Origin of the sequence: Haloarcula sp. K1, assembly GCF_001647155.1 — an archaeon.
GTDB classification, from domain to species: Archaea; Halobacteriota; Halobacteria; order Halobacteriales; family Haloarculaceae; genus Haloarcula; species Haloarcula hispanica.
Map to the genome: position 1 here is coordinate 181,035 of NZ_LRHL01000034.1, position 20,248 is coordinate 201,282.

General features: G+C 63.9%; 26 protein-coding genes and 1 tRNA gene. 17 read left to right on the top strand and 10 right to left on the bottom strand.

Going from position 1 to position 20,248, the window contains the following annotated elements:
• Positions 1-15: 15 nt before the first annotated feature.
• Positions 16-1,155 carry an ABC transporter ATP-binding protein gene (locus tag AV929_RS11520; protein WP_050006913.1) on the top strand — a complete coding sequence of 380 codons (1,140 nt, stop codon included), beginning with the start codon at positions 16-18 and terminating at the stop codon, positions 1,153-1,155.
• Positions 1,156-1,213: 58 nt separating this feature from the next.
• Here the strand turns inward: AV929_RS11520 and fen are convergent, their stop codons facing one another.
• Both fen and AV929_RS11530 read right to left on the bottom strand, forming a co-directional pair.
• Complete coding sequence (gene fen / locus AV929_RS11525) at positions 1,214-2,194, bottom strand: flap endonuclease-1 (protein ID WP_014039733.1); 981 nt, start codon at positions 2,192-2,194, stop codon at positions 1,214-1,216.
• A gap of 80 nt (positions 2,195-2,274) precedes the next feature.
• Positions 2,275-2,832, bottom strand: coding sequence for a GNAT family N-acetyltransferase (locus AV929_RS11530; RefSeq protein ID WP_064288313.1), 558 nt, complete (start codon positions 2,830-2,832; stop codon positions 2,275-2,277).
• A 110-nt stretch (positions 2,833-2,942) separates the two neighbouring features.
• Here AV929_RS11530 and AV929_RS11535 point away from each other — a divergent pair, with 110 nt between their 5' ends.
• The gene (locus tag AV929_RS11535) at positions 2,943-3,356 is read left to right on the top strand and encodes a DUF3054 domain-containing protein (protein ID WP_064288314.1); all 414 of its coding nucleotides are present in this window, start codon (positions 2,943-2,945) and stop codon (positions 3,354-3,356) included.
• Positions 3,357-3,391: 35 nt separating this feature from the next.
• Here AV929_RS11535 and AV929_RS22350 read toward each other — a convergent pair whose 3' ends face one another.
• A complete protein-coding gene (locus tag AV929_RS22350; protein ID WP_014039736.1) occupies positions 3,392-3,559 on the bottom strand; it encodes a hypothetical protein in 168 nt (55 codons plus the stop codon).
• Between the two features lie 478 nt (positions 3,560-4,037).
• Here AV929_RS22350 and AV929_RS11540 point away from each other — a divergent pair, with 478 nt between their 5' ends.
• Complete coding sequence (locus AV929_RS11540) at positions 4,038-4,271, top strand: hypothetical protein (protein WP_014039737.1); 234 nt, start codon at positions 4,038-4,040, stop codon at positions 4,269-4,271.
• 107 nt (positions 4,272-4,378) lie between these two features.
• The gene (locus AV929_RS11545) at positions 4,379-5,386 is read left to right on the top strand and encodes an ornithine cyclodeaminase family protein (protein WP_014039738.1); all 1,008 of its coding nucleotides are present in this window, start codon (positions 4,379-4,381) and stop codon (positions 5,384-5,386) included.
• Positions 5,387-5,400: 14 nt separating this feature from the next.
• Here the strand turns inward: AV929_RS11545 and AV929_RS11550 are convergent, their stop codons facing one another.
• The 3 genes from AV929_RS11550 to srp19 form a co-directional block, all read right to left on the bottom strand.
• A complete protein-coding gene (locus tag AV929_RS11550) occupies positions 5,401-6,513 on the bottom strand; it encodes a presenilin family intramembrane aspartyl protease PSH (protein ID WP_064288315.1) in 1,113 nt (370 codons plus the stop codon).
• A gap of 75 nt (positions 6,514-6,588) precedes the next feature.
• Positions 6,589-6,816 carry an H/ACA ribonucleoprotein complex subunit GAR1 gene (locus AV929_RS11555; RefSeq protein ID WP_050037665.1) on the bottom strand — a complete coding sequence of 76 codons (228 nt, stop codon included), beginning with the start codon at positions 6,814-6,816 and terminating at the stop codon, positions 6,589-6,591.
• The gene (srp19, locus tag AV929_RS11560; RefSeq protein WP_004593581.1) at positions 6,813-7,091 is read right to left on the bottom strand and encodes a signal recognition particle subunit SRP19; all 279 of its coding nucleotides are present in this window, start codon (positions 7,089-7,091) and stop codon (positions 6,813-6,815) included. Before srp19 ends, AV929_RS11555 begins: the two co-directional genes overlap by 4 nt.
• Before the next feature lie 122 nt (positions 7,092-7,213).
• Here srp19 and AV929_RS11565 point away from each other — a divergent pair, with 122 nt between their 5' ends.
• Both AV929_RS11565 and AV929_RS22355 read left to right on the top strand, forming a co-directional pair.
• Positions 7,214-7,984, top strand: a complete 771-nt coding sequence (locus AV929_RS11565; protein ID WP_014039742.1) for a CAP domain-containing protein — start codon at positions 7,214-7,216, stop codon at positions 7,982-7,984.
• Between the two features lie 288 nt (positions 7,985-8,272).
• Positions 8,273-8,731: a hypothetical protein gene (locus tag AV929_RS22355; RefSeq protein WP_196219989.1), complete on the top strand. Its 459-nt coding sequence runs from the start codon at positions 8,273-8,275 to the stop codon at positions 8,729-8,731.
• A 142-nt stretch (positions 8,732-8,873) separates the two neighbouring features.
• Here AV929_RS22355 and coxB read toward each other — a convergent pair whose 3' ends face one another.
• Positions 8,874-9,638, bottom strand: a complete 765-nt coding sequence (coxB, locus tag AV929_RS11570) for a cytochrome c oxidase subunit II (protein ID WP_064288316.1) — start codon at positions 9,636-9,638, stop codon at positions 8,874-8,876.
• 142 nt (positions 9,639-9,780) lie between these two features.
• On the opposite strand from coxB, the gene AV929_RS11575 reads away from it, so the two are divergent.
• From AV929_RS11575 to AV929_RS11595, 5 genes are all read left to right on the top strand, one after another.
• Positions 9,781-11,169, top strand: coding sequence for a heme o synthase (locus AV929_RS11575; RefSeq protein WP_050037667.1), 1,389 nt, complete (start codon positions 9,781-9,783; stop codon positions 11,167-11,169).
• Positions 11,166-11,867, top strand: a complete 702-nt coding sequence (locus AV929_RS11580) for a hypothetical protein (protein ID WP_064288317.1) — start codon at positions 11,166-11,168, stop codon at positions 11,865-11,867. The genes AV929_RS11575 and AV929_RS11580 overlap by 4 nt, the downstream gene beginning before the upstream one ends.
• A 31-nt stretch (positions 11,868-11,898) precedes the next feature.
• Positions 11,899-12,138, top strand: coding sequence for a SelT/SelW/SelH family protein (locus tag AV929_RS11585; protein ID WP_050006922.1), 240 nt, complete (start codon positions 11,899-11,901; stop codon positions 12,136-12,138).
• Positions 12,139-12,407: 269 nt separating this feature from the next.
• On the top strand, positions 12,408-13,349 hold the full coding sequence (locus tag AV929_RS11590; RefSeq protein ID WP_050006910.1) for an ABC transporter ATP-binding protein: 942 nt from the start codon (positions 12,408-12,410) through the stop codon (positions 13,347-13,349).
• Complete coding sequence (locus AV929_RS11595) at positions 13,346-14,086, top strand: ABC transporter permease (protein WP_050037671.1); 741 nt, start codon at positions 13,346-13,348, stop codon at positions 14,084-14,086. The genes AV929_RS11590 and AV929_RS11595 overlap by 4 nt, the downstream gene beginning before the upstream one ends.
• 16 nt (positions 14,087-14,102) lie before the next feature.
• On the opposite strand, the gene AV929_RS11600 is transcribed toward AV929_RS11595, so the two are convergent.
• Positions 14,103-14,642: a dual specificity protein phosphatase family protein gene (locus AV929_RS11600; protein ID WP_023843156.1), complete on the bottom strand. Its 540-nt coding sequence runs from the start codon at positions 14,640-14,642 to the stop codon at positions 14,103-14,105.
• Between the two features lie 161 nt (positions 14,643-14,803).
• Between AV929_RS11600 and cofD the strand changes: the two genes are divergently transcribed.
• The 5 genes from cofD (at position 14,804) to AV929_RS11625 (ending at position 18,383) form a co-directional block, all read left to right on the top strand.
• On the top strand, positions 14,804-15,796 hold the full coding sequence (gene cofD, locus AV929_RS11605; protein ID WP_064288318.1) for a 2-phospho-L-lactate transferase: 993 nt from the start codon (positions 14,804-14,806) through the stop codon (positions 15,794-15,796).
• Positions 15,796-16,542: a tRNA-dihydrouridine synthase gene (locus tag AV929_RS11610; protein WP_050006909.1), complete on the top strand. Its 747-nt coding sequence runs from the start codon at positions 15,796-15,798 to the stop codon at positions 16,540-16,542. The genes cofD and AV929_RS11610 overlap by 1 nt, the downstream gene beginning before the upstream one ends.
• Positions 16,515-17,378 (top strand): triphosphoribosyl-dephospho-CoA synthase, encoded by an 864-nt coding sequence (locus AV929_RS11615; RefSeq protein WP_050006908.1) that lies wholly within the window; start codon positions 16,515-16,517, stop codon positions 17,376-17,378. The genes AV929_RS11610 and AV929_RS11615 overlap by 28 nt, the downstream gene beginning before the upstream one ends.
• On the top strand, positions 17,375-18,001 hold the full coding sequence (locus AV929_RS11620) for a DUF447 domain-containing protein (RefSeq protein WP_064288319.1): 627 nt from the start codon (positions 17,375-17,377) through the stop codon (positions 17,999-18,001). Before AV929_RS11615 ends, AV929_RS11620 begins: the two co-directional genes overlap by 4 nt.
• Positions 18,002-18,191: 190 nt before the next feature.
• The gene (locus AV929_RS11625; protein ID WP_004516807.1) at positions 18,192-18,383 is read left to right on the top strand and encodes a 30S ribosomal protein S17e; all 192 of its coding nucleotides are present in this window, start codon (positions 18,192-18,194) and stop codon (positions 18,381-18,383) included.
• A 62-nt stretch (positions 18,384-18,445) separates the two neighbouring features.
• Here AV929_RS11625 and AV929_RS11630 read toward each other — a convergent pair whose 3' ends face one another.
• Both AV929_RS11630 and AV929_RS11635 read right to left on the bottom strand, forming a co-directional pair.
• Entirely contained in the window at positions 18,446-19,507 is a 1,062-nt protein-coding gene (locus tag AV929_RS11630; protein WP_064288320.1) for an Mrp/NBP35 family ATP-binding protein, read from the bottom strand.
• 131 nt (positions 19,508-19,638) lie between these two features.
• The gene (locus tag AV929_RS11635; protein WP_008310373.1) at positions 19,639-19,938 is read right to left on the bottom strand and encodes a hypothetical protein; all 300 of its coding nucleotides are present in this window, start codon (positions 19,936-19,938) and stop codon (positions 19,639-19,641) included.
• A 218-nt stretch (positions 19,939-20,156) separates the two neighbouring features.
• Here AV929_RS11635 and AV929_RS11640 point away from each other — a divergent pair.
• Positions 20,157-20,241 (top strand) — tRNA-Ser (locus AV929_RS11640).
• The last annotated feature ends 7 nt before the right edge of the window (positions 20,242-20,248 follow it).

Genomic DNA, 20,248 nt, shown 5'->3' on the forward strand with positions numbered 1-20,248 from the left:
ACGGAGGTATTCACAATGGCACAACTCACACTGGACGAGGTAACGAAGACGTTCCAAGACGACGACGGCGAAATCATCGCAGTTGACGAGGTATCGGTCGACATCGAGGACGGCGAGTTCCTCTGTGTCGTCGGCCCATCGGGCTGTGGGAAATCGACGACCCTGCGGATGATCGCCGGGCTCGAAGACATCACGCGCGGCGAGATCCGGCTGGACGGCCAGATAATCAACGACCAGCCGCCGGCCCGCCGGAACGTGGCGATGGTGTTCCAGTCCTACGCCCTGTACCCGCACATGACCGTGCGGGAGAACATGGCGTTCGGGCTGGAGGAATCGACGGACATGCCCGACGACGAGATCAACGAGCGCGTCGAGAAGGCGTGCAAGGACATGGACATCTTCGAACTCATCGACCGCAAGCCCGGCGAACTCTCCGGCGGCCAGCAACAGCGCGTGGCGCTCGGCCGCGCTATCGTCCGGGACCCCGAAGTGTTCCTGATGGACGAGCCGCTGGCGAACCTTGACGCGAAGCTCAAAGCGGAGATGCGGACGGAACTCCAGGAGCTCCAGCAGGATCTCGACGTCACCACTGTCTACGTCACCCACGACCAGACGGAGGCGATGACGATGAGCGACCGTATCGCCATTCTCAACGACGGCGTCCTCCAGCAGTGTGCGACGCCGCTCGAGTGTTACCACGAGCCGAACAACCTCTTCGTCGCCGGCTTCATCGGCGAGCCGTCGATGAACTTCTTCCCGACGACTCTGGAGGGGTCGACGCTACGGGGCGAGTGGTTCGAGTACGAACTCAGCGACGAGACGGTCGCCGAAGTCGAGGGGACGACCGACATCACGCTCGGCATCAGACCCGAAGACATCGAGTTCGTCCAGACTGACACCGGCCCGAACGTGTTCGATTCCACGGTCAACGTCGTCGAGCCACGCGGGAACGAGAACACGGCCCACCTGCAGTTCGACGAGTCGATGGACGACCAGTTCATCGCGACGGTCGGCGGCATGAAACAGCTCAAGGCCGGACAGCGCGTCAAAGTCCGGTTCCCCGAGAACGCGATTCACCTCTTCGACACGGCCAGCGGTGAAGCCATCCGGAACCGCACGCTCGACGAGATCGAAACGGTCGAGTCGGTCGTCTGAGCTGAAATCGTCCGCGGTCGTTTTTAGTGCGCTATTGGTCAGTCGTGGGTTTTCGCTGTCACGCCCAGCGGTCTAGCCCCGTCTGGACGACCGACTCGTCGATGCGCTCGAACCCGCGAGCGACCTCGTCGGCGTCGACCTCCCACTTATCGGTGACGAACGCGCGGGCGGCGTCGACGTCCGGCTCGATGCTGTCCGGAATCTCGTAGTCGTCGGTGACTTCGGGGTCGAGAAACAGGTTCCGGATGCGGTCGGCGTGGTCGATGTGTTCGTCCCGGGCTTCGAGAACGGCGTAGAGGTCGCCATGCTCGTGGAGTTCCGTCACGGCGGTCTTGGGACCGATGCCGGAGATCCCCTCGTTGAAGTCCGTCCCCATCAGGATGGCGGCGTCGACCAGTTGCTCCCAGGTGAGGTCGTGCTGTTCGAGTGTCGCCTCGAAGTCCATCAGCTCGGGGTCACCCTTCGACGTAATCTGGCGGAGCGTCATCGGCGCACCGAACAGGAGCGCGTCATAGTCCTCCGTCCCGACGTAGTCCACGTCGCCCCGCCGGGCCATCACCGACGCCTGCCCCTCGCCTTCAGCGGGGGCGTCGACGATAGGCACGTCGAGCAGTTCCAGCAGGTCCCGCGTCGTGTCGACGATGGTATCGGTCAGCCGCTGCGTGCGGGAGTCAAGCTTGGCGACGCGGGTGCTGTCACCCGCTTCCCGGGCTGCCTCCAGTTCGGACTCGTACTTCTCGCGTTGCTCGCGGCGTTTCTCGACCTCGTCGTCTTTGAGGTCCGTGACCGCGCCGTCGAAGACGAACACCGGCGTGAGGTCGTGTTCAAAGAACTTCGGTAGCCCCTGGATGACGCCGATGAGGTTCGCCACTTCCTCGCCGTCACTGGTGGTGTACTTCGACTCGCTGGTGAACTTCACCGTCGTCGTCAGATAGCGATAGAGCCAGTTGTGGGCGTCTACGGCGACGACGCTCCCGCCGAGGTCGCCGAACGACACGTCCGACAGCGCCGCGAGCGACCGTAAATCAGCGTTTCCCATTGGCAGGCCTTTGGCCGACAGCCGCTTGAATCTCTCGGAGATGGGACGACTCTACAGGCCAGTCGACTCGATCGGGCCGATCAGCCTGATGTGGTTGTCCGTCCGGACGGCGGTTCGGCCCAGTCGTCGAGGACCGACGGCGGGTCGGCGTCGGCCTTCGCCGCGAGAAACGACTCCTCCTCTGGCGAGAGATCGCGCTCCCGAAACAGGTCCAGACCGGCCTGATACCGTTCGGTACTGCGGTCGCCCGGCCAGACGAGGTCGAGTTCGGCCATCCCCGACTCCGCGCCGCTGAAGCAAAACCCGGCCCGGTAGGCGGCCTGGTAGGAAAACGGATTGTTGACGCCGATGGACACGCGCTCGAAGTCCCGCTCCGTAGCGCGGTCCCGAACGAACCGGAGGAGGCGGGCACCGAGCCGGTCGCCCTGCCGGTCCTGCCGAACGGTGATATACCGGACACAGAGCGTGTCGGGGTCGGTCCGGTCGGCGTCGAACGCGGCCGCGGCCACCACGCCATCGTCCCCGACGACGGCCTTCCCGGTCGAGGTCATCACGAACTTGCCCGCGTACGCGAACTGCTCGTGATCTAGCCGGAGCCGGTGGCCGTCCTCGGGCCAGCCGAGCAGCGTGAACTCCATACACCGACACTGGGGCCGCCCACTGTAATCAGTGCTGGTCCCTGTTTTAAGGCATCAACCGCCGTCGTCGAATCCGGGAGAGCGAAGTGCCCGGAGCCGGAACTACCTGTATGAGCGTCTCGACGGTGGGGAACGGTCGTATCGAACTGTCCGCCCGGACGGCGCTGGTGGCCGTCGGCGACCTGCTGGCGATTGCCCTGTTCGTCGGTATCGGTGAGCTGACCCACGGCATCAATCCGATACTGAGCCCGGCTCGATTCGCTGGGACGCTGACGCCATTTTACGTCGGCTGGCTCCTCGTCGCCGGACTCGGGGGGCTGTACACCGCCGCGGCGACCGGAACGGTGCGGGCGGCTCTCGGCCGCACTATCGTGGGGTGGGTACTGGCAGTCGGTATCGCGCAGGGGCTCCGTTCGACGTCGGTGTTCCCCGGCAATGCGGCAGTGACGTTCGCGCTCGTCTCCGTGCTCGTCGGTGGCACACTGTTGCTGTGCTGGCGCGGTACGATTGCAGTCGCAAAATAAGCGGCCTGTAACAGAGCTGCGGTGTCGCTGACGGACTATCGCAGGTCGGCGACTTCGAGCGATTCTGTCGACTGAATCCATGCCTGGTGGTTCTCCCGGTCGTAGATTACGAACTCTTCGTCGCCGATGTTCAGTTCTGCGTATCGTCGTTCTTGCTCGTCGGTCGCGGCGTCCGTCGTGTTGTCCGTTGCGTTCGTGCTCATTGTCTCGTTTGGGAATCGGCGTTCCGTTTTTCTCCGATTCAACGTATCTTGGCGTACCTAATAAGCACATGGACCCAGTTATCATCGGAGAAAATAGGGGGCATTACCACACCATGAATCACCTAATCCAGTTCTCAAATTCTGAAAACAGGTGAGTCGGTGGGCTCTATCCCGAGAAACAGATAACCGTCACAGCAGACATCGCATCCCGGCCGGCAAACACCGCATTCCAGCTTTGGGGTGAAATATCATATCCTGCGTACGGCTGCGGGCCAGCAACAACAGGTCGTCCCCGCCCTTATATTGTGAACCGTCCACAAGAATAGGCATATATTAATCTTTCCCCAAAATCCAACTCATAACTTATGAGTTTGTTACTCAGCGGGTACTGAATAAATTCTCAGGGGCCATTGAGTGTATTATCCCGTATTTTAGGGAAACATTCATATACTCCGCTATCGTAGACTGATTCATACTTATGACGGGATATTACGACATCATTCTTGGACTCATTCCGCTCGCCATGGCCGGCATCACCGCCTCTCTGTTCGTTGTCGGCTTCGAACTGACGACGGCGATTCCGCTGGCCTCTGTCGTAACAGTCGGCCTCATCGGCCACGCGATGTTCGTCCGTGCCCCCGTCGACCCGGTTCCAAACGACACGTCGACCCAACAGAGCCCGCAGTCGGACCCGCTACAGACTGCGGACTAGGCGCTTTCCTGTCCGTCTACTCTCCCGTTTTCGATAGATATCCGTAACCGGTCGTACAGATTGGCACCGCCGGGCAGTATAAGAGTCGGTCGCCCAAACGACGGAGTATGACGACAGATGCGACAGCGCTGTTCCTGCAGAGCGACGAAGTAGCTGACCTCGCTGAACCCACCGAGTACGTCGACGCCGTCAGAGAGGGGTATCGCCAGCGTGGCGAAGGTGCCCCGGCGACTCCCAGAACAACGCTGTTCTCGGACGAGCCCGCGGGAATGTTGACGGGCTATCTCGCGATTCTCCCCGACACCGGTGCGATGGGCGGGTACACCTACGCAGCCGGTTTCAGCGGGCAAGATGCACACTTCACGCTCCCGATTTTCGACGCCGACAGCGGTGACCCGCTTGCTGTCCTCGACGGTGCGAGCATGAACCCCCACAAGACTGGCGCGGCCGGGGCGGTCGGTGTCGACGCACTGGCCCGTCGGGACGCCAGCGACCTCGCAGTCATCGGCAGTGGCGCACAGGCTCGCGGCCAGGTCCGTGCGACGGCGACAGTCCGAGATTTCGACCGCATCGAGGTGTACTCCCCGACGGCCAGTAGCCGCGAGTCCTTCGCCGCGGAGATGAACGACGCGCTGGACCCGACAGTGGCTGCTGTCGCGTCCCCGGCCGCAGCAATCGAGGGGGCCGATGTCGTTATCACGGCGACCAGCGCGAGCGAACCGGTGTTCGACGGCGATCTACTCGAGCCGGGAACTCACGTAACCGCGATGGGCCAGTACCACCCCGAGAAGAACGAACTGGACGCGACGACGATCGAACGCGCCACGTACGTTCCGGACTTGCGCGAGCGGGTGACACAGGACGCCGGGTCGTTCATTAACGCCCTCGATGCGGGCGTCATTGACGAGGACCACGTCCACGCCGAGCTAGGTGATATCGTCGCCGGCAACGCGCCCGGGCGGCAGTCACCCGAGGAGATTACAGTCTTCGACTCCGGCGGCACAGCCATCGAAACCGTCGCCGCGGGCCACATGCTGTACGAGCGGGCGAAGGCAGAAGGCCGGGGTGAGGAGATCGATTTCGCGCCCGCGAGCAAGGCCCTGACCGGACGGTAGCGGCTGCAGGAGAATTAGAGGTACGGGCCGAGACCGAGGGCGTCTATCAGACTAATACCGGCGGCGAGTGCGCCGACGATGTAGCCGGCGATGGTTCCACCGTTCAAGAGTGGGAGTCCTGCGTGTGCGCGCCCCTTCAGCACCATCCACAGCAGTATCGCCAGGCCGACGTAGGACCCGAGCATCGCGGTCAGCGCCGGCAACGGGACGCCGAACACTGACAGTACGTCCGACGAGGCAAAAAAGGCGGCGCTGGCGACGAGTATCGACGGGATGATGGCGTCACCGAGCCCGATAAACAGCGCGTCGCGCTCTAGCGGGTCGGCGTGAACGTCAGCAGTTTCGTCTGCTTTGCCAGTCTCTGTCGCTTCGTCGGGACGCTCCGCCGGCTGGCTCCCATCCGCAACCGCCGGACCGTCCGCGTCGGCTCCGTGTTCTGTGGTCGCCGGCTCCTCGGCCGCGTCGTCCGCCGCCGTTGCGTCGTCGTCAGTCTCGTCTTCTGCTACCGAATCCGCCGCCGTTGCGTCGAGATAGGAGTACGACAGCGTCATCGGGATCACGAGGACGACGGGGACCTTGAGGTCCATGACGCCCGAGGCCAGCGTGAGCATGTGCTCAGTCCCGTAGACGCTGATCGCATCGTACACGGCGAGTACAGTCAGCAGGACGAGCGCTGGCAACACCCCGAAACTGATGCCAAACAGGCCGGCTGCGGCAGCACCCATCACCGCACCGGCGGCGTCGATGACGTACCACTCGGGATAGACCAGCAGTGCCGTCCCCAGGCCCAGCGCCAACAGGACGGCAACGACGTTGAGGCCGGCGTACGTGAGCACCGGCGGGACCAGCACCTGAAACACGTACAGGGAGAGCCAGGCCGACGAGAAGACGATGAGCCCGCGAATGAGCTGGTCAACGTCGTAGCGGAAGGCAAGCAACATAACTGCCGTTGCGACCAGAATCGCCCCGACGTACATGAGGCTGTTCGTGGGGTCAGACGGGTCTTCGACGGCCTGGTACCCAGCCGATTCGAAGGGCTGGACCAGCGCCAGCGCGCCGAGTTGGACGAACAGGAAGATACCAGCGATAAGGCCACAACCGCCGAGGATTCGCCACCGTCGCTCCATGCACACACGTCCTGCAGGAACCGGTTTGAGCGTTACGAAGCAGATGTTGACAGACGTCGGCGGTTCGGAGGGCTCTTACCGCGCGTACAGGACTGTGCCGACCAGCGCTGGGAGATGCACGCTGTCGTTCGGCGAGACAGCGAGATACGGGCGCTCGACCGGACCGAACACGTCGACGACGGAGCCAACCGTCTGGAGTTCCTCGTTGACCACGTCGGTTCCCACGGACGCGTACTCGTCGTCGGGTGCCCGGACGACGGCCAGTCCCTGTGCGACCCGCGAGACAGTGCCGATGCGTTTCATTCACGTAGCGCCTGCATGTAGGCCGCCACAGCCCCGAGCAGGTCGCTTTTCGTCGCGTCGTCCGCGTCCTTGACGACGACTCGCCCGCGGGCTTCGTACTCGCGTGGATACGTCTTGTCCCGCTCGATGACCGCGTCGTAACCGACCTGCTGGACGGCTTTAGCGATCTCGTCGACAGTCGGGTCCTCGACGGCCAGATCCAGTGACACGCGACGCCCGTCGCTGCGCGAACGGTTGGCGTCGAGTGCCGCCGGCCAGATAACGTTCTCGACCATACCGGCAGTGGCCGCCCGTGGCATATATGGGTTATCGTCACCGGCGACAGTAGACGAAATGAAAATCAGATGAAGTATATGAAGAATCAAGCTTACATACCTCTGTAATCTATCCGTCGTATATGGTAAAGAAAGGGTTACTCGCTATCGCCGCCGTGGTGCTCCTCGTGGTCTTGGGGACGGGAGTGCTTGTCGGAGCACAGTTCGCGGGCGGGACAGCGGATACGACGACACAGACAACTGACTCACAGAGCGACGACGGTAGCGGTGGCTCAACGACGACGGCGACGGCGGGCAATAGCACTACGCCAACACCGACGCCAGGAGCAAACGGGACGGCGACACCGGCCGAGACTGCGACCCCGAAACAGGAGTCGATCCCGGCACGGAAGTTCAATGAACAGAACGTCTCCGACTACGTCCGGCAGTTCCTCAACGAGGAACGCAAGGCTGCAGGTGTCCCAGCGTTCGAGTCGGGACTCCGGACTGAAGAGGATCTGAACGAGATGGCAAAGGGCCACAGCGAGCAGATGGCCGTCGAAGGGCAGGCGATCCACAAGATCGACGGTGTCTCCAGCAAAGACCGATACGAAAACACCGGGCTCTATGACCGGTGTACGTTCGACTCTGCGGAGGGTGAGTACATAGAGCAACCGGACCGAAACCGGTTCGAGGCGGTTGAGCAGACAGTCGCCGGACAAACGTACGAAGAGGACGGCAAAGAGCGGTTCCACGCCACCGACAAGGAAGTCGCCAGAAAGATCGTCGACGACTGGATGGCGTGGCCGGACTACCGCGAACGGCTCACGCTCCGCAACGCTAATCTCGTCGGCATCGGCGTGGAGATAACCGATACCGGCAACGTGTACGCGACTGCCAACATCTGCGGATAGCGGTCGGACTGGACGACCGACGCGGCAATTGTTCTGACCACCGGGCTGCTCGTGAGTGCTGTCTTGCTGCCACCGTCCTCTCTCTGTTCAGATTCTACGCTTTTCGTCCAAATGCAAGCAGCGCCGTCGCTGTCTCGTTGTTCTCTGTGGTCGGGGAATCGCTGGTGGCAGTACTCAATCCGTCTATAGCGTTCCCCGGCATGCTGCTGCCCCTCATAGCGTGGCTAAACCAGTGGCTGTTCTCCTGCCCCTCACAAGACCCTTACACAACCGGTCTCACCAGCTATCATGCATCGCCGACAGTTCCTCTCAATCTCAGCACTTTCCAGCTCTCTCTCCGGTTGTGTTGAGTGGAATTTTGACGGTACTACCGAAAACAACTCTTCAGCACCGAAGGCGACAGAAACGCCGAACGACACTGCCACTGAAACCGGGACGCCGCCTTCCGATGTATCGACACCGGAATGTTGGCCGTCGATGTGTGCCGGATCGAAACTCGTGGCAGTCCAAGTCGCAGGTGATTTTTCGGGCGACGTTGTGCTAACTGCCACCTGTCAGAACAAGGAGTTTTCAGTTCAACCAGGCGAATCAGTCCGGATCAACCGCGAGGCGGACGCTGAGGTCTGTGGAATCAGATTATATATCGACGGCAAGCACGCATTCAGTGATAGGGTTAGCAGCCACCAAAGCCTGAACCTGACAGTTGATTCGAGTGGCGAAGTGACTGAAAGATGGGTCGTTCAGTAACGGACTGACAGGCCGCTTCAGCGCGGTACTTCAATCTGACCGTGACTCCCATTCACCCTGCCGGAAATTCGTGATCTGCTGGCTGAGAATAATCTTCCGTAACCCGGCAGTTCTCGAAGGGAAAAGACGCCCAGTTACCGCGCTACTTGTCGCTGCCTTCGGAGTCGTCGCCGCCGCTCTTTTGCTCTGCCAGCCAGTCCTCGTACTCGTCCTGCGGGACGACCTCAACGGTCCCGAGCATCTGTGAGTGACCAGAGCCACAGTACTCGGCACAGTAGAGCTGGTACGTGCCGGTGTTACCCGCGTTGGTTCGGAGACGGTTGTACTGGCCGGGGAACGCGTCGGATTTCAGTCCAAGTCCGGGAACGTGGAACGCGTGTAGCCAGTCAGTCGACGTAACCCGCAAGGATACGTCCTGATTAGCCGGTATCTTCATGTTCGTCGTGGTGGTCACCTCCGCCTCGCCATCCCAACTCGATTCGTTGTAGTAGAACGTCCAGCCGTACCGCTGGGCTTCGACGGTAATGAGTTCAGTGTCCTGTTCCTGTAGTTCGGCCTGGTCACCGGCCTCGGCGGTGACGTACGGGCTCGCCATCACCTGGTAGGAGGCGACCCCGACGAACAGGAGAATGATCGCCGTCGCGATGGTCCAGGTGACTTCGAGTCGGCGGTTCTCCTGCGTGGGAAGCGCCTCTTCCCGATTACGGAACCGCCAGACAGTGTAGATCAGAATCCCTTCGACGAGGACCGTAATCGGGAGAGCGACGTACAGGAGGTTCATGTTCAGCCCCCAGATGAGGCTATCCGTCGTCGAGTCCTGAATCTGTGCGGCGGCGGCCGGCTCGGCGGCGAGCGCGAGCAACGCAGCACCGAACAGAGCGACCAGACCGGCGCGTTTCCGGGTCATGGATGCGGCTTAGGATTTCGGGGATAAATAACTGCTGTCTTCGCCGCAGGCTCCCGATTTGTAGCGATAGGGCAGCGGAACGGCTCCGGACGGAGACAGCGGAATCGCGAGGTCTAAGTGGCCAGCATCGAAGGATACAATAATGGCAGAGAGCCGGACCTTCACCGGGCTGCTCGCCGCGACCGCCGTCGGCGTGTACTTGCTAGTTCTCGCCGGCGCGACGACAACGCTCACCGATGCGGCAGCAGCCTGTACTACATGGCCGCTGTGTGACGGACCGGTCGACGTGACGAACACGGCCCTGCTGGTCGCCTGGGGACACCGACTCGTCGCAGCCGCCGTCGGACTCTTCGTGGTGGCTGTGGCCGTTATCGGGCTCCGATCCAGCTGTCGCGGCCGCGTCAAGGCAGCTATCCTCCTCGGCACCGCGCTGTACCCGGTCCAGATAGCGCTCGGTGCCGTCGTCGCGACGAGCACCGAGACGGCGCTCCCCGGCGCCCACCTCGCTCTGGGGATGGGTATCTTCGGCTCGTTCGTGCTGGCTCTGGCGTGGCACCTCGAAGCTGAGACGGGCAGTGATGACGAGACCCCCGTGAAGAACCCGACACTCGCGCCGGAGCCAGCCGACGACGGTCCGGCACGGTCGCCGACGCTCTCCACCCGCGAGCGCATCGTCGAGACCGCATCGGCGTACTTCCGCCTGATGAAGCCCCGGCTGATGTGGCTCCTGTGTCTGGTCGCCGCGGCCGGAATGGCACTCGCCGCCGGGCAGACGCTCACTGTTCGGACGGTGTTGCTCACGCTCGGGGGTGGCGTCCTCTCTATCGGCGCGTCGGGGACGTTCAACCACGTTCTCGAACGGGACATCGACAAGCGCATGGACCGGACCTCGGACCGTCCCATCGCGACCCATCAGGTTCCGGTCCGGAACGCACTGACTTTCGGCCTGCTCCTGTCGCTCGCCTCGCTGTGGCTGTTCTGGCAGGTGAACGCACTCGTAGCGGTCCTCGGATTGACCGCGATTGTGTTCTACAGCGTCATCTACACGCTCGTACTGAAGCCCAACACCGTCCAGAACACCGTCATCGGCGGGGCCGCCGGCGCGCTGCCGGCGCTCATCGGCTGGGTCGCCGCTGACGGGTCGGTCGGCCTCCCGGGAATCGTCCTCGCCGTCGTCATCTTCCTCTGGACGCCAGCGCACTTCTACAATCTCGCGCTCGCGTACAAGGATGACTACGAGGCGGGCGGCTTCCCGATGATGCCGGTCGTCCGCGGCGAGACCGAGACGCGCAAGCACATCGTCTACTATCTCGGGGCGACGCTCATCGCAGCAGGTGTTCTGGGCGTGCTCACACCGCTTGGCTGGCTGTACGCCGTCACATCGGTGTTGCTGGGTGCAGTGTTCCTCTGGGCCGTCATCTTGCTCCACCGCGAGCAGACCGAAGCGGCGGCATTCCGGGCGTTCCACGCGTCGAACGCCTACCTCGGGGCGGTCCTGATTGCCATCGTCGTCGACGCACTCGCACTATGAGTACCACGACAGCAACCTTCAGAGATGTAATCCCGGACACGCGCTCGCTGGTGACCTGGGCAGCCGTGTTGAACGCGGAATTCATCCTCATTCTGGGCTACGTCGTCAATACGTCCCAGCCCGCAACGGACCCGTTCCTGCTGCTGTTCCCGTTCATCTGGCTCAACGTCGCCGGTCTCGTTGTCCTGCGAGTGCGCCCGGAACTGACCAGTCGCCGGCGGACGCTCGGCAGTGCGGTCGTCGCCCTGGGCTACCTGCTCGTGCTGGGGTACGTCGGCGGCGTGTACGGCACAGGCGGTCAGGGAACTGGCCTCCGGCTGGTCACACAAGCCCCGCCCGGGTTCTCGCCGACGGTCGTGTTCAGCGGCGCAACCCTGAGCGTGGTGCTCATCCCGTGGAAGATCGCCGGCTATCTGGCGCTTTCGTACCTGGTGTTCGTGACTGCTGTCGATGCAAGTGGCGGCGCAGTGGGCGGCATCGTCGGCCTCTTTTCGTGTGTCTCCTGTGTCCTCCCGATTATCGCGTCGATACTGGGCGGGTTCGTCGGCGTCGGGGCGACGCTGTCACAGGCGGCACTGTCCCAGTCGTACGGCCTCTCGACGGTAGTGTTCATCACCTCGGTCGGACTGCTGTACGGCGTCCACCGCTTTGACGTGACGCTCGTCGGTCGGCTCCGAACGCTGGTCGACCGACCATAGAGCTTTCACGCAGACAGCCGTGAAAGCCGGTATGAGCTCTGTCGAAATCGAATACTGCGTCCCGTGTGGGTTCCGCGAGCGAGCAGTAGATGTTCAGCAGGCGATTTTATCCGGACTGGAGCGGGAACTCGACAGCGTTCGGCTCGTCATGGGCGACCACGGCGTGTTCAGAATCAGTGTCGACGACGAGACCGTCTACGACAAAGCCGAGGCCAGTGAGGAGTTCGACGTGGACGCTATCGTACGCGAGGTCCGGTCGCACGTCATGTAACAGGGTATCGTGATGTCAGTGGAATCCCGTGCCGGAGCTGCCATCGGTTTGCGAAGATCTACCGCACAACAACCTATTTATTGTTCTGCCGTGACATATTCGGCAAATGGCGACGAAAACTGAGTTCTGTGATCACTGCGAAGACACCCAACCAGTCGTCACGGACAAGCCGTGGCTTCCGGCCGTCTGTCTGAGATGTGGCCGTAACGTGTAGCCGATAGTCGCGCGAGAACGGAACTGCTTTCGGCCACCCGACCGGACGAGGGCGCATGGACGAGGTACTGGTCGCGTCGGATGTCGGGCGGCGCTACGGCGATACGGTTGCACTCGACAGCGTTTCGCTGACGGCAACCACCGGAGAGGTGCTCGCGCTGGTCGGTCCCAACGGGGCTGGCAAGACAACGCTGGTACGGGCGTTGACCGGAACGACAGACGCGACCGGCGAGGTTCGGCTGTTCGGCCAGTCGCCCAGAACGGTCGCCCGCGACCGAATCGGTCTGCTGCCACAGTCGTTTTCGCCCCACGAGCGGCTGACCGCGCGGGAGCTGCTGGAATACTACGCCGGTCTGTACGATGACACTCGCGATGTCGAAGCCGTCCTTGACGATGTCGGTCTGACCGACACTGCCAGCACGACATACGAGAACCTCTCGGGTGGCCAGCAGCGACGGGCCTGCGTCGCGACGGCGCTCATCAACGACCCGGACCTCCTTGTGCTGGACGAACCGACCACCGGCATCGACCCGGCCGGTCGGCGTGACCTCTGGCGACTGCTGGAGGGGCTTGCCGACCGCGGCGTGACGATACTCGTCACGACCCACTACATGGAGGAGGCCCAGCGGCTCGCGGACCGCGTCGGCCTCCTCGCCGACGGGACACTCATCGCACTCGACTCGCCGGACCAGCTCGTGGCCGAACACGGCGGCGACAGCCAACTCATCGTCGACGGAACTTTCGACGAGGCCGCCGTTTCAGCCATCGACTACCCGGCGGAGACAGCGATCCGGAACGGCCGGCTGGTCGTCTACGGCATCCGCCCGGAGTCCATCGGCAACATCACCGAGCAACTGGGCCAGGCGGGCATCGAGTACGACAGCCTCACCTGGAAACAGCCTGACTTAGAGGACGTGTACCTCGAACTCACCGGAACGGCTGTCGGCCAGCGCGGTGAACCGCGCCGGACAGAGCCGGCGGCAGGTGGTGTCCAATGAGCCGACTGGGGCGACTCGCATCGGAGACGCGCGCGGCGTCGCTGGCTTTCCTCCGGCGACGGACAGCCGTCTTCTTCACCTTCTTCTTCCCGGTCATCATTGTCGTCATCTTCGGCGTGCTAGTCCAGACCCAGCCGGGCGGCGGCGGGCTGTTCACAGAGCCGCCGAGCTTCTACGCGCCGGGCTATCTGGCCGTCGTCGTCCTGTTTACGCCACTCTCCCGCGTCGGTAGCGAGGTGGCGCGGCATCGGGACGGCAACCGCTTCGAGAAACTGGCAACGACGCCGCTGACCCGAACCGAGTGGCTACTGGCACAGACGTTTGTCAACGTCGTCATCATCGGCATCGCCGGCCTCATCATACTCGGCATGATGGTGTGGCTGACCGGCGCGACCATCCGCCCCTCTGTGCTCCTACTCCCCTTTGTCGGCCTCGGCGTCGCGCTGTTCTGTGCCGTCGGTGCGATGCTGGGCAGCCTTGCGGACTCACAGGACGGCGTCATCGCGGCGAGCAACGGCCTCGCGCTCCCGCTGCTCTTCCTCTCGGAGACGTTCGTCCCACAGACCCTCCTGCCCGCGTGGCTCCCGACCTGGCTCTCGCCGCTGACGTACTTCTCGCGTGGCGTCCGTGCGGCGACAACCGGAACCGGTGAAGCACTCGCCCCACTCGCCGTTCTCACAGTCTGTGCCGTCGTCGGCTTTGCCGTCGGCGCGCGGCTCCTCCCGCGGACGGACTGAGCACCGACGGGGCCTTTTACAAGCGTGCGACCGACGACAGCAGACTGGACAGCTCCGCTTCAGTCGCGTTCCCCGATTCGATAGCGTCTTGCGGGTCACGGCCCATCTCTTGGACAGTTTCGATGGCGCGGTCGGGGCCGTAGTCGTAATGATACACCAGCCACGCGGCGAGTACCTGTCCGGTGCGGCCGATGCCGGCCAGGCAATGAACGACGACCCGCTCTTCTGTCTCACAGGCGTCAACCAGGAACGGCAGAATATCGTCGTGGAGGCGGTCTTGGGGGATGAGTTGGTGGTCGGGAACCGGTACGTGGCGGACTGATGACGCTCCGAAGGCCTCCCGATAGCGCTGGATGTTGGCCCCAGCGTCGTCGAGCTGTTGTCCGGGAAGCAGACAGCAGACCCGCTCGATGTCGTGTGCCTGCATATGTGCGATCCAATCGTCGAGAGCGTCCTGATGCGTGGCGGCCGAATGCCAGCCCGGCGCACAGGACCCGTAGACGTACTCTTCGTTGGAGGCTGCAGGCGCGAAGCGGTGTGGATTCACGATGGGCATAGCACCCGTTACCCTGCCTATCCTACCGATACCCTTCACTCTACCCACCCAATTCTCAGCTGTGATTCTCTGAATAGAACACTGTCTCCGCCAGACTGCTTTCCAGCTCCGACCAGTTTCAGTGGCCACGTTTATACTGTCAGTTCCCCCTACGTCGAGACATGGTGACGTTTCTCGCCGGCGGGACGGGAACGCCGAAGCTCCTCGCCGGTGCCGACGACGTGTTTTCGCCGGCGGCGACGACTGTCGTCGCCAACACCGGCGACGATATCGAACTGGGAGGCCATCTCGTGTGCCCGGACCTCGATACCGTCCTGTTTCTCGACGGTGAGGTCCTCGACCGGGAGACCTGGTGGGGTATCGCCGACGACACCGCCGAGACACACAGTGAACTGACGCGGCTCGCCGACGCCGCGGGGCTGGATAGTGGTCCTCGATACCTCCCCGACGACGCGCAGACTGAGGGCCGAAGTATTGCCCGCTGGCGCCGCTTCTCCGGCGTTGCGGAGTTCATGCACATCGGCGACCGGGACCGCGCGGTCCACGTCACGCGCACCTCGCTCCTAGACGAGGGCCAATCACTCACAGCCGTGACGCGGACGCTCGCCGACGCGTTCGGGTTGGACCGGACACTGTTACCGATGAGCGACGACCCGGTCGCTTCCATCATCCACACGCCGAGCGGTCCGATGCACTTTCAGGAGTGGTGGGTCGGTCGGAACGGGGTGCCGCCGGTCGAAGATGTTGAGTTCAGGGGCGCAGAACGGGCCAGCGCGACGGATGCCGTCCTGACCGCACTTGACGATACGGTTGTCATCGGCCCGTCGAACCCCGTGACCTCGCTCGGGCCGATGCTCGCCATCGATGAGTTCGAGCAGGCGCTACACGAGACAACGGTCGTCGCCGTCTCGCCGTTTATCGAGGACACGGTGTTTTCCGGGCCGGCGGCGGACCTGATGGCCGGCGTCGGGCTGGAGCCCAGCACTGGCGGCGTGGCCGAGGCGTACCCCTTCGCTGACGCGTTCGTACTGGACGACGACGATTCCACGCTGCTCGACGTGCCGGTCGTCAGAACCGATACGACCCTCGACGACGCGGCCGACGCTGAACGGGTGAACCGTGCCGTCGAAACAGCTCTCTCGGAGGTGGCCTGATGTTCGAGCCGCGACTCGCCCTCGCGAGTCTGAGCGGCGAGGCCGACGCGTCGTGGGCCCGCACGGTCGAGTCCCACGTCGGGTGTGCGTTCCTCGGCGGTATCGCGCTCGACGACCGGACCCGCGAGGCCGCCCGAGCGATGACGGACCGCGACCGCTCCGAGTTCCTGCCCGATGACCCGGTCGCGTTCGTCGACGACCAGCTCGGCGCGCTTGCGGACGCACCACTGCGCCCGGCGTTCAACGTCCGGAGCGCGACGCTTGGCCCCGTCGAGCGTGTCGCCGCCGTCTGTCAGCGCCACGACGCCATCATCGAGATCAACGCCCACTGTCGGCAGGACGAGATGTGCGCCGCGGGTGCCGGCGAGGCGCTGCTCCGGGAGCCGGAACGACTGGCGGCGTTCGTGGAAACAGCAGCGTCGACAGGGGCGACGGTGTCGGTGAAGGGCCGTGCCGAACTTGATGGCGTCTCGCTCCCAGCTGTCGCTCAAGCCATCGAAGACGCTGGTGGAGACCTGTTCCACGTCGACGCGATGGACTCCGAGTCGGTCGTCGCCGACGTGGCCGACGCCACCGACCTGTTCGTCGTCGCGAACAACGGCGTTCGAGGGAGAGAGACGGCACGGGAGTACCTTTCGTACGGCGCTGACGCCGTCAGCGTCGGTCGCGCGAGCGACAAGCCGGAGACGCTCGACGAGATCCGAGCGACGACAGCGGAGTGGTTCGCGTTGGAGGTGCCACTGTGAGCGAACGGTCGGTTGCACAGAACGCCCAGCTTGCACTGCTGCTGGAGGTCTCCGGGACGCCGAAGCCCGGCAACGTCGACCGCGAGCGGGAGTACGACGACCTGCGGTTCGAGCATTTCATGGCCGGGGCTGTGGGGGCGCGTCCGGGGCTTGACCGCGCGGCTGCGGGCGACCCGGTTGGTCCCGCGTTCGAGGCCGCCGTCGACGGGATGGCGGACCAGTCCGGCGGGAACACCCAGTTCGGGGCCCTGCTGGTACTCACGCCCCTTGCCGCCGCGGCCGCGGACGGGCGACTGTCACCATCCGATGTCGATGCTGTGGTTCATGAGACGACCGTCGAGGACGCGGCGGCGTTCTACCGCGCCTTCGAACATGTCGACGTGGCCGTCGACGACCCGCCCGACGGGCTGGAGCCGCTCGACGTTCGCCGCGGACGCGACGCGATTCCGGAACTCCGCGCGCGTGAGATGACGCTGTTCGACGTGATGCAGTCCAGCGCGGATGTCGATGGCGTGGCCGCCGAGTGGGTGTCCGGTTTCGAGCGCGTGTTCGAGGCCAGCGAGTGGCTACTGGACGGATCCGGTCCGGTCGCCGACCGCGCATCGGACGTGTTCATCGAACTGCTCGCGGCGGAACCGGACACCTTCATCGTCACGCGGCAGGACCGCGAAACCGCTGAGGAGGTCCAGCGACGGGCACAGGCTGTCCTCGAGGGTGCGGAAACCGCGACCGGCCTCGCCGAGGAGTTCGTCGAGCGGGACATCAACCCCGGAACGACTGCTGATCTCGTTGCGGGCGCGCTGTTCGTCGCGCTCGAACGGGGGCTCGAAGTGTGACCAGGGATTCCTCTGGAGATGGCGGCCCGGACTCCGGTGGCTCCGGGACGGAGTGGCCGGTCGCCCTTTCCGGCGTCTCCGAGACCGTCGTCACTACGCTTGGACCAAACGACCGCTGGAACGTCGCCGCACTGGGTGTCCATGCGCCGGACGGCGACGGACCAGCCACGGCGACGACGTGGGGCCGGACCCGGACCTGGCGGAACTTCCGGGAGCGTGGGGGCGGCTACGTCCAGTTCACGCGCGACCCGGTCGACTTCGCCGAGGCGGCGCTGTCGGTCCGCGAGGAAGACGTCCCTGTCCTCGATAGCGTGGACGCGTGGGTCGAAGTCGATGTGGAGCGGCGTGACTCTGGCTCGAAGGGGGACACCCAGTGGGTCGAATGGGCGCTACACCCCGTCGACAGCGCCGTCACGCGGCGGGTCGTGCCGACGACGAACCGCGGCCACGCCGCCGTCGTCGAGGCGACCGTCGCGGCCTCGCGACTTGACGTGCCCAGCTACGACAGCGAGACGCTGCTAGACCGTCTCGCGTACTTCGAGTCCGTGGTCGAAACGGCCGGCGGCGAACGCGAGCGAGCGGCTTTCGAGCGCGTACGCGACCTGGTCGACGCCGAGTGGTAGGGACGCCGCACGGAATGAGGGGCACACAGGCGACACACGACGACTCGTGACAGACTGTGTCGCACTCTCGCGGACCCTGCCACGGCGACGTTCAGCGCACGGTAACGGGTCGTTCCACCCCTACTGATAAACGTTCGCGTGCGTGGTCCGTTCCGAACCCTTTTTGAGTGCGACCAAGCAAGTAGCGCGCATGGCAATCAAACCCGCCTACGTCAAGAAGACCGGGACGCTCCTCATGGAGCGATACCCTGACGCCTTCGGTGCAGACTTCGAACACAACAAAGACGTCGTCGAGGAACTGACCAACATCGAATCCAAGGGTGTCCGCAACCGCATCGCCGGCTACGTCACCCGGAAGATGAACAACCCGGTCGAAGCGTAATTCGGTTCTTTCTCTCTGTTTCTTGCCGGTGACTGAGCCGCTGCTGTATCGGCTCTGAACCCTTACTGCTCTGGCTGGGCGCGCTGGCTGTCGCTCTGGCGCTTTCGGTGGATAATGCCCTGCATGTTGGCGGTGCGGGCGGCGATGTCGCGGAACGACTCGCCGACGTCGCTGTCCTCGTCGAGGACGAGCGGTTCCCCGGTCGCGCCCCCTTCCCTGACTTCGGGGTCGAGCGGGATCTCCCCGAGGAACGGCATCTCCGTCTCGTCGGCGAACTCGCGGCCGCCGCCGCTGCCGAAGATGTCGTGTGTGCCGCCACAGTCCGGACAGACGAACGAGGACATGTTCTCGACGATACCCAGGACCGGCGTCTCGTGGCGGCCGAACATCCGGAGCCCTTTCCGGGCGTCGTCGAGCGCGACTTCCTCCGGGGTCGTGACGATGACGGCTCCGGAGACGGGCACCTGCTGGAGCATCGTCAGTTGCGTGTCGCCGGTTCCCGGCGGCAGGTCCACGACCATGTAGTCGAGTTCGCCCCACAGCACGTCGTCCCAGAGCTGTGTGAGCACGTTGTCGACCATCGGGCCGCGGAAGATAACCGGGTCGTCCTTGCCGACGAGGAAGTCCATGCTCATCAGCTTCATCCCGTGTTTCTCGACGGGAATTATCTCCTCGTCCTCGGTCGCGCGCGGCGATTCGTCGGCGTCGAGCATCCGCGGGACGTTCGGGCCGTACACGTCGGCGTCGAACAGGCCGACGCGGGCGCCGAGCCGCGAGAGGCCGGCGGCGAGGTTCACCGCGACGGTGGACTTGCCGACCCCACCCTTCCCCGAGGCGACCGCGATGACGTTCTTGACCTTCGGGAGCGGGTCCTCGGCCTCTGGGACGCCGCGGTCGACGCTCGCCGAGAGGTCTATCTCCTGATCGGTGTCACCCAGCGCCTCGCGGACCTCGTTCGCGATGCTCGTCTCCGTCGGCGAGTACGGCGCACCGAGCGCCAGGTCGATGCTGACCTCGTCGTCGGTCACGTCGATACTGTTTATCAGCCCGAGTGAGACGATGTCAGCTCCGAGGTCCGGGTCCTCGACCGTTCGCAGGCGCTCGCGTACGTCGTCTGTATTCATGCACAGGAGTAGGTCTCGGAGGTGCGATAAGGATTGTGACCCGTCGAATGCGGGCAGTCTGCTGCCCCGGCCCCGCAACAGCGGATAAGTTCTAATGTGTCACTCTCGCGTGCGCGAAGAACACTATTTCTCTATGGACGTCGAAACACGTAGACGCTCTCCCCGTCCAACTCGGCGCGCAACTCGCCGCTGTCGTGGTCGAACACGAGTCGCTCCGGCGTCCCGGCAAACGAGTGCAGCGGCATGCCGGTGTCTAATGTCCCGTCGGGGGCCACTGCGACGTGGGTTCGGCCGCTGAAGTCGGCCCGGAGGGTGCCGTCGTCCGTTTCGGTAACCGTGCCGGACCCTGAGAACCGTTCCAGATGGTCACGGACCGCTGTTCGGTCGGTCGGGTCGACGCTGTTGCCGCCGTCGGTAACGCGCCGGCGCATACGTCGACATGGGCGCCTATCGATGAATGTGTTGTGCTGGCACCTGACAAGTGCAGCGATGCTTGCGATTCCATGTCTCTGTGGGTATGTCCCGAAGTCACGCTGTCGGGCCCCTTCGTTGCGTTTAAATACAACCCCGGAATAGAATCGGATAGACTCGTGTAGGGGGACCAGCCCCCGAGTCCGCGTGCTGCGGGCGCGAGTGTCATAGAACGCGTGTCGTGGTAGCCAAGCCTGGCCCAAGGCGCAGGGTTGCTAACTCTGTGGCGTACAGCCTCCGGGGTTCGAATCCCCGCCACGACGCTCACCC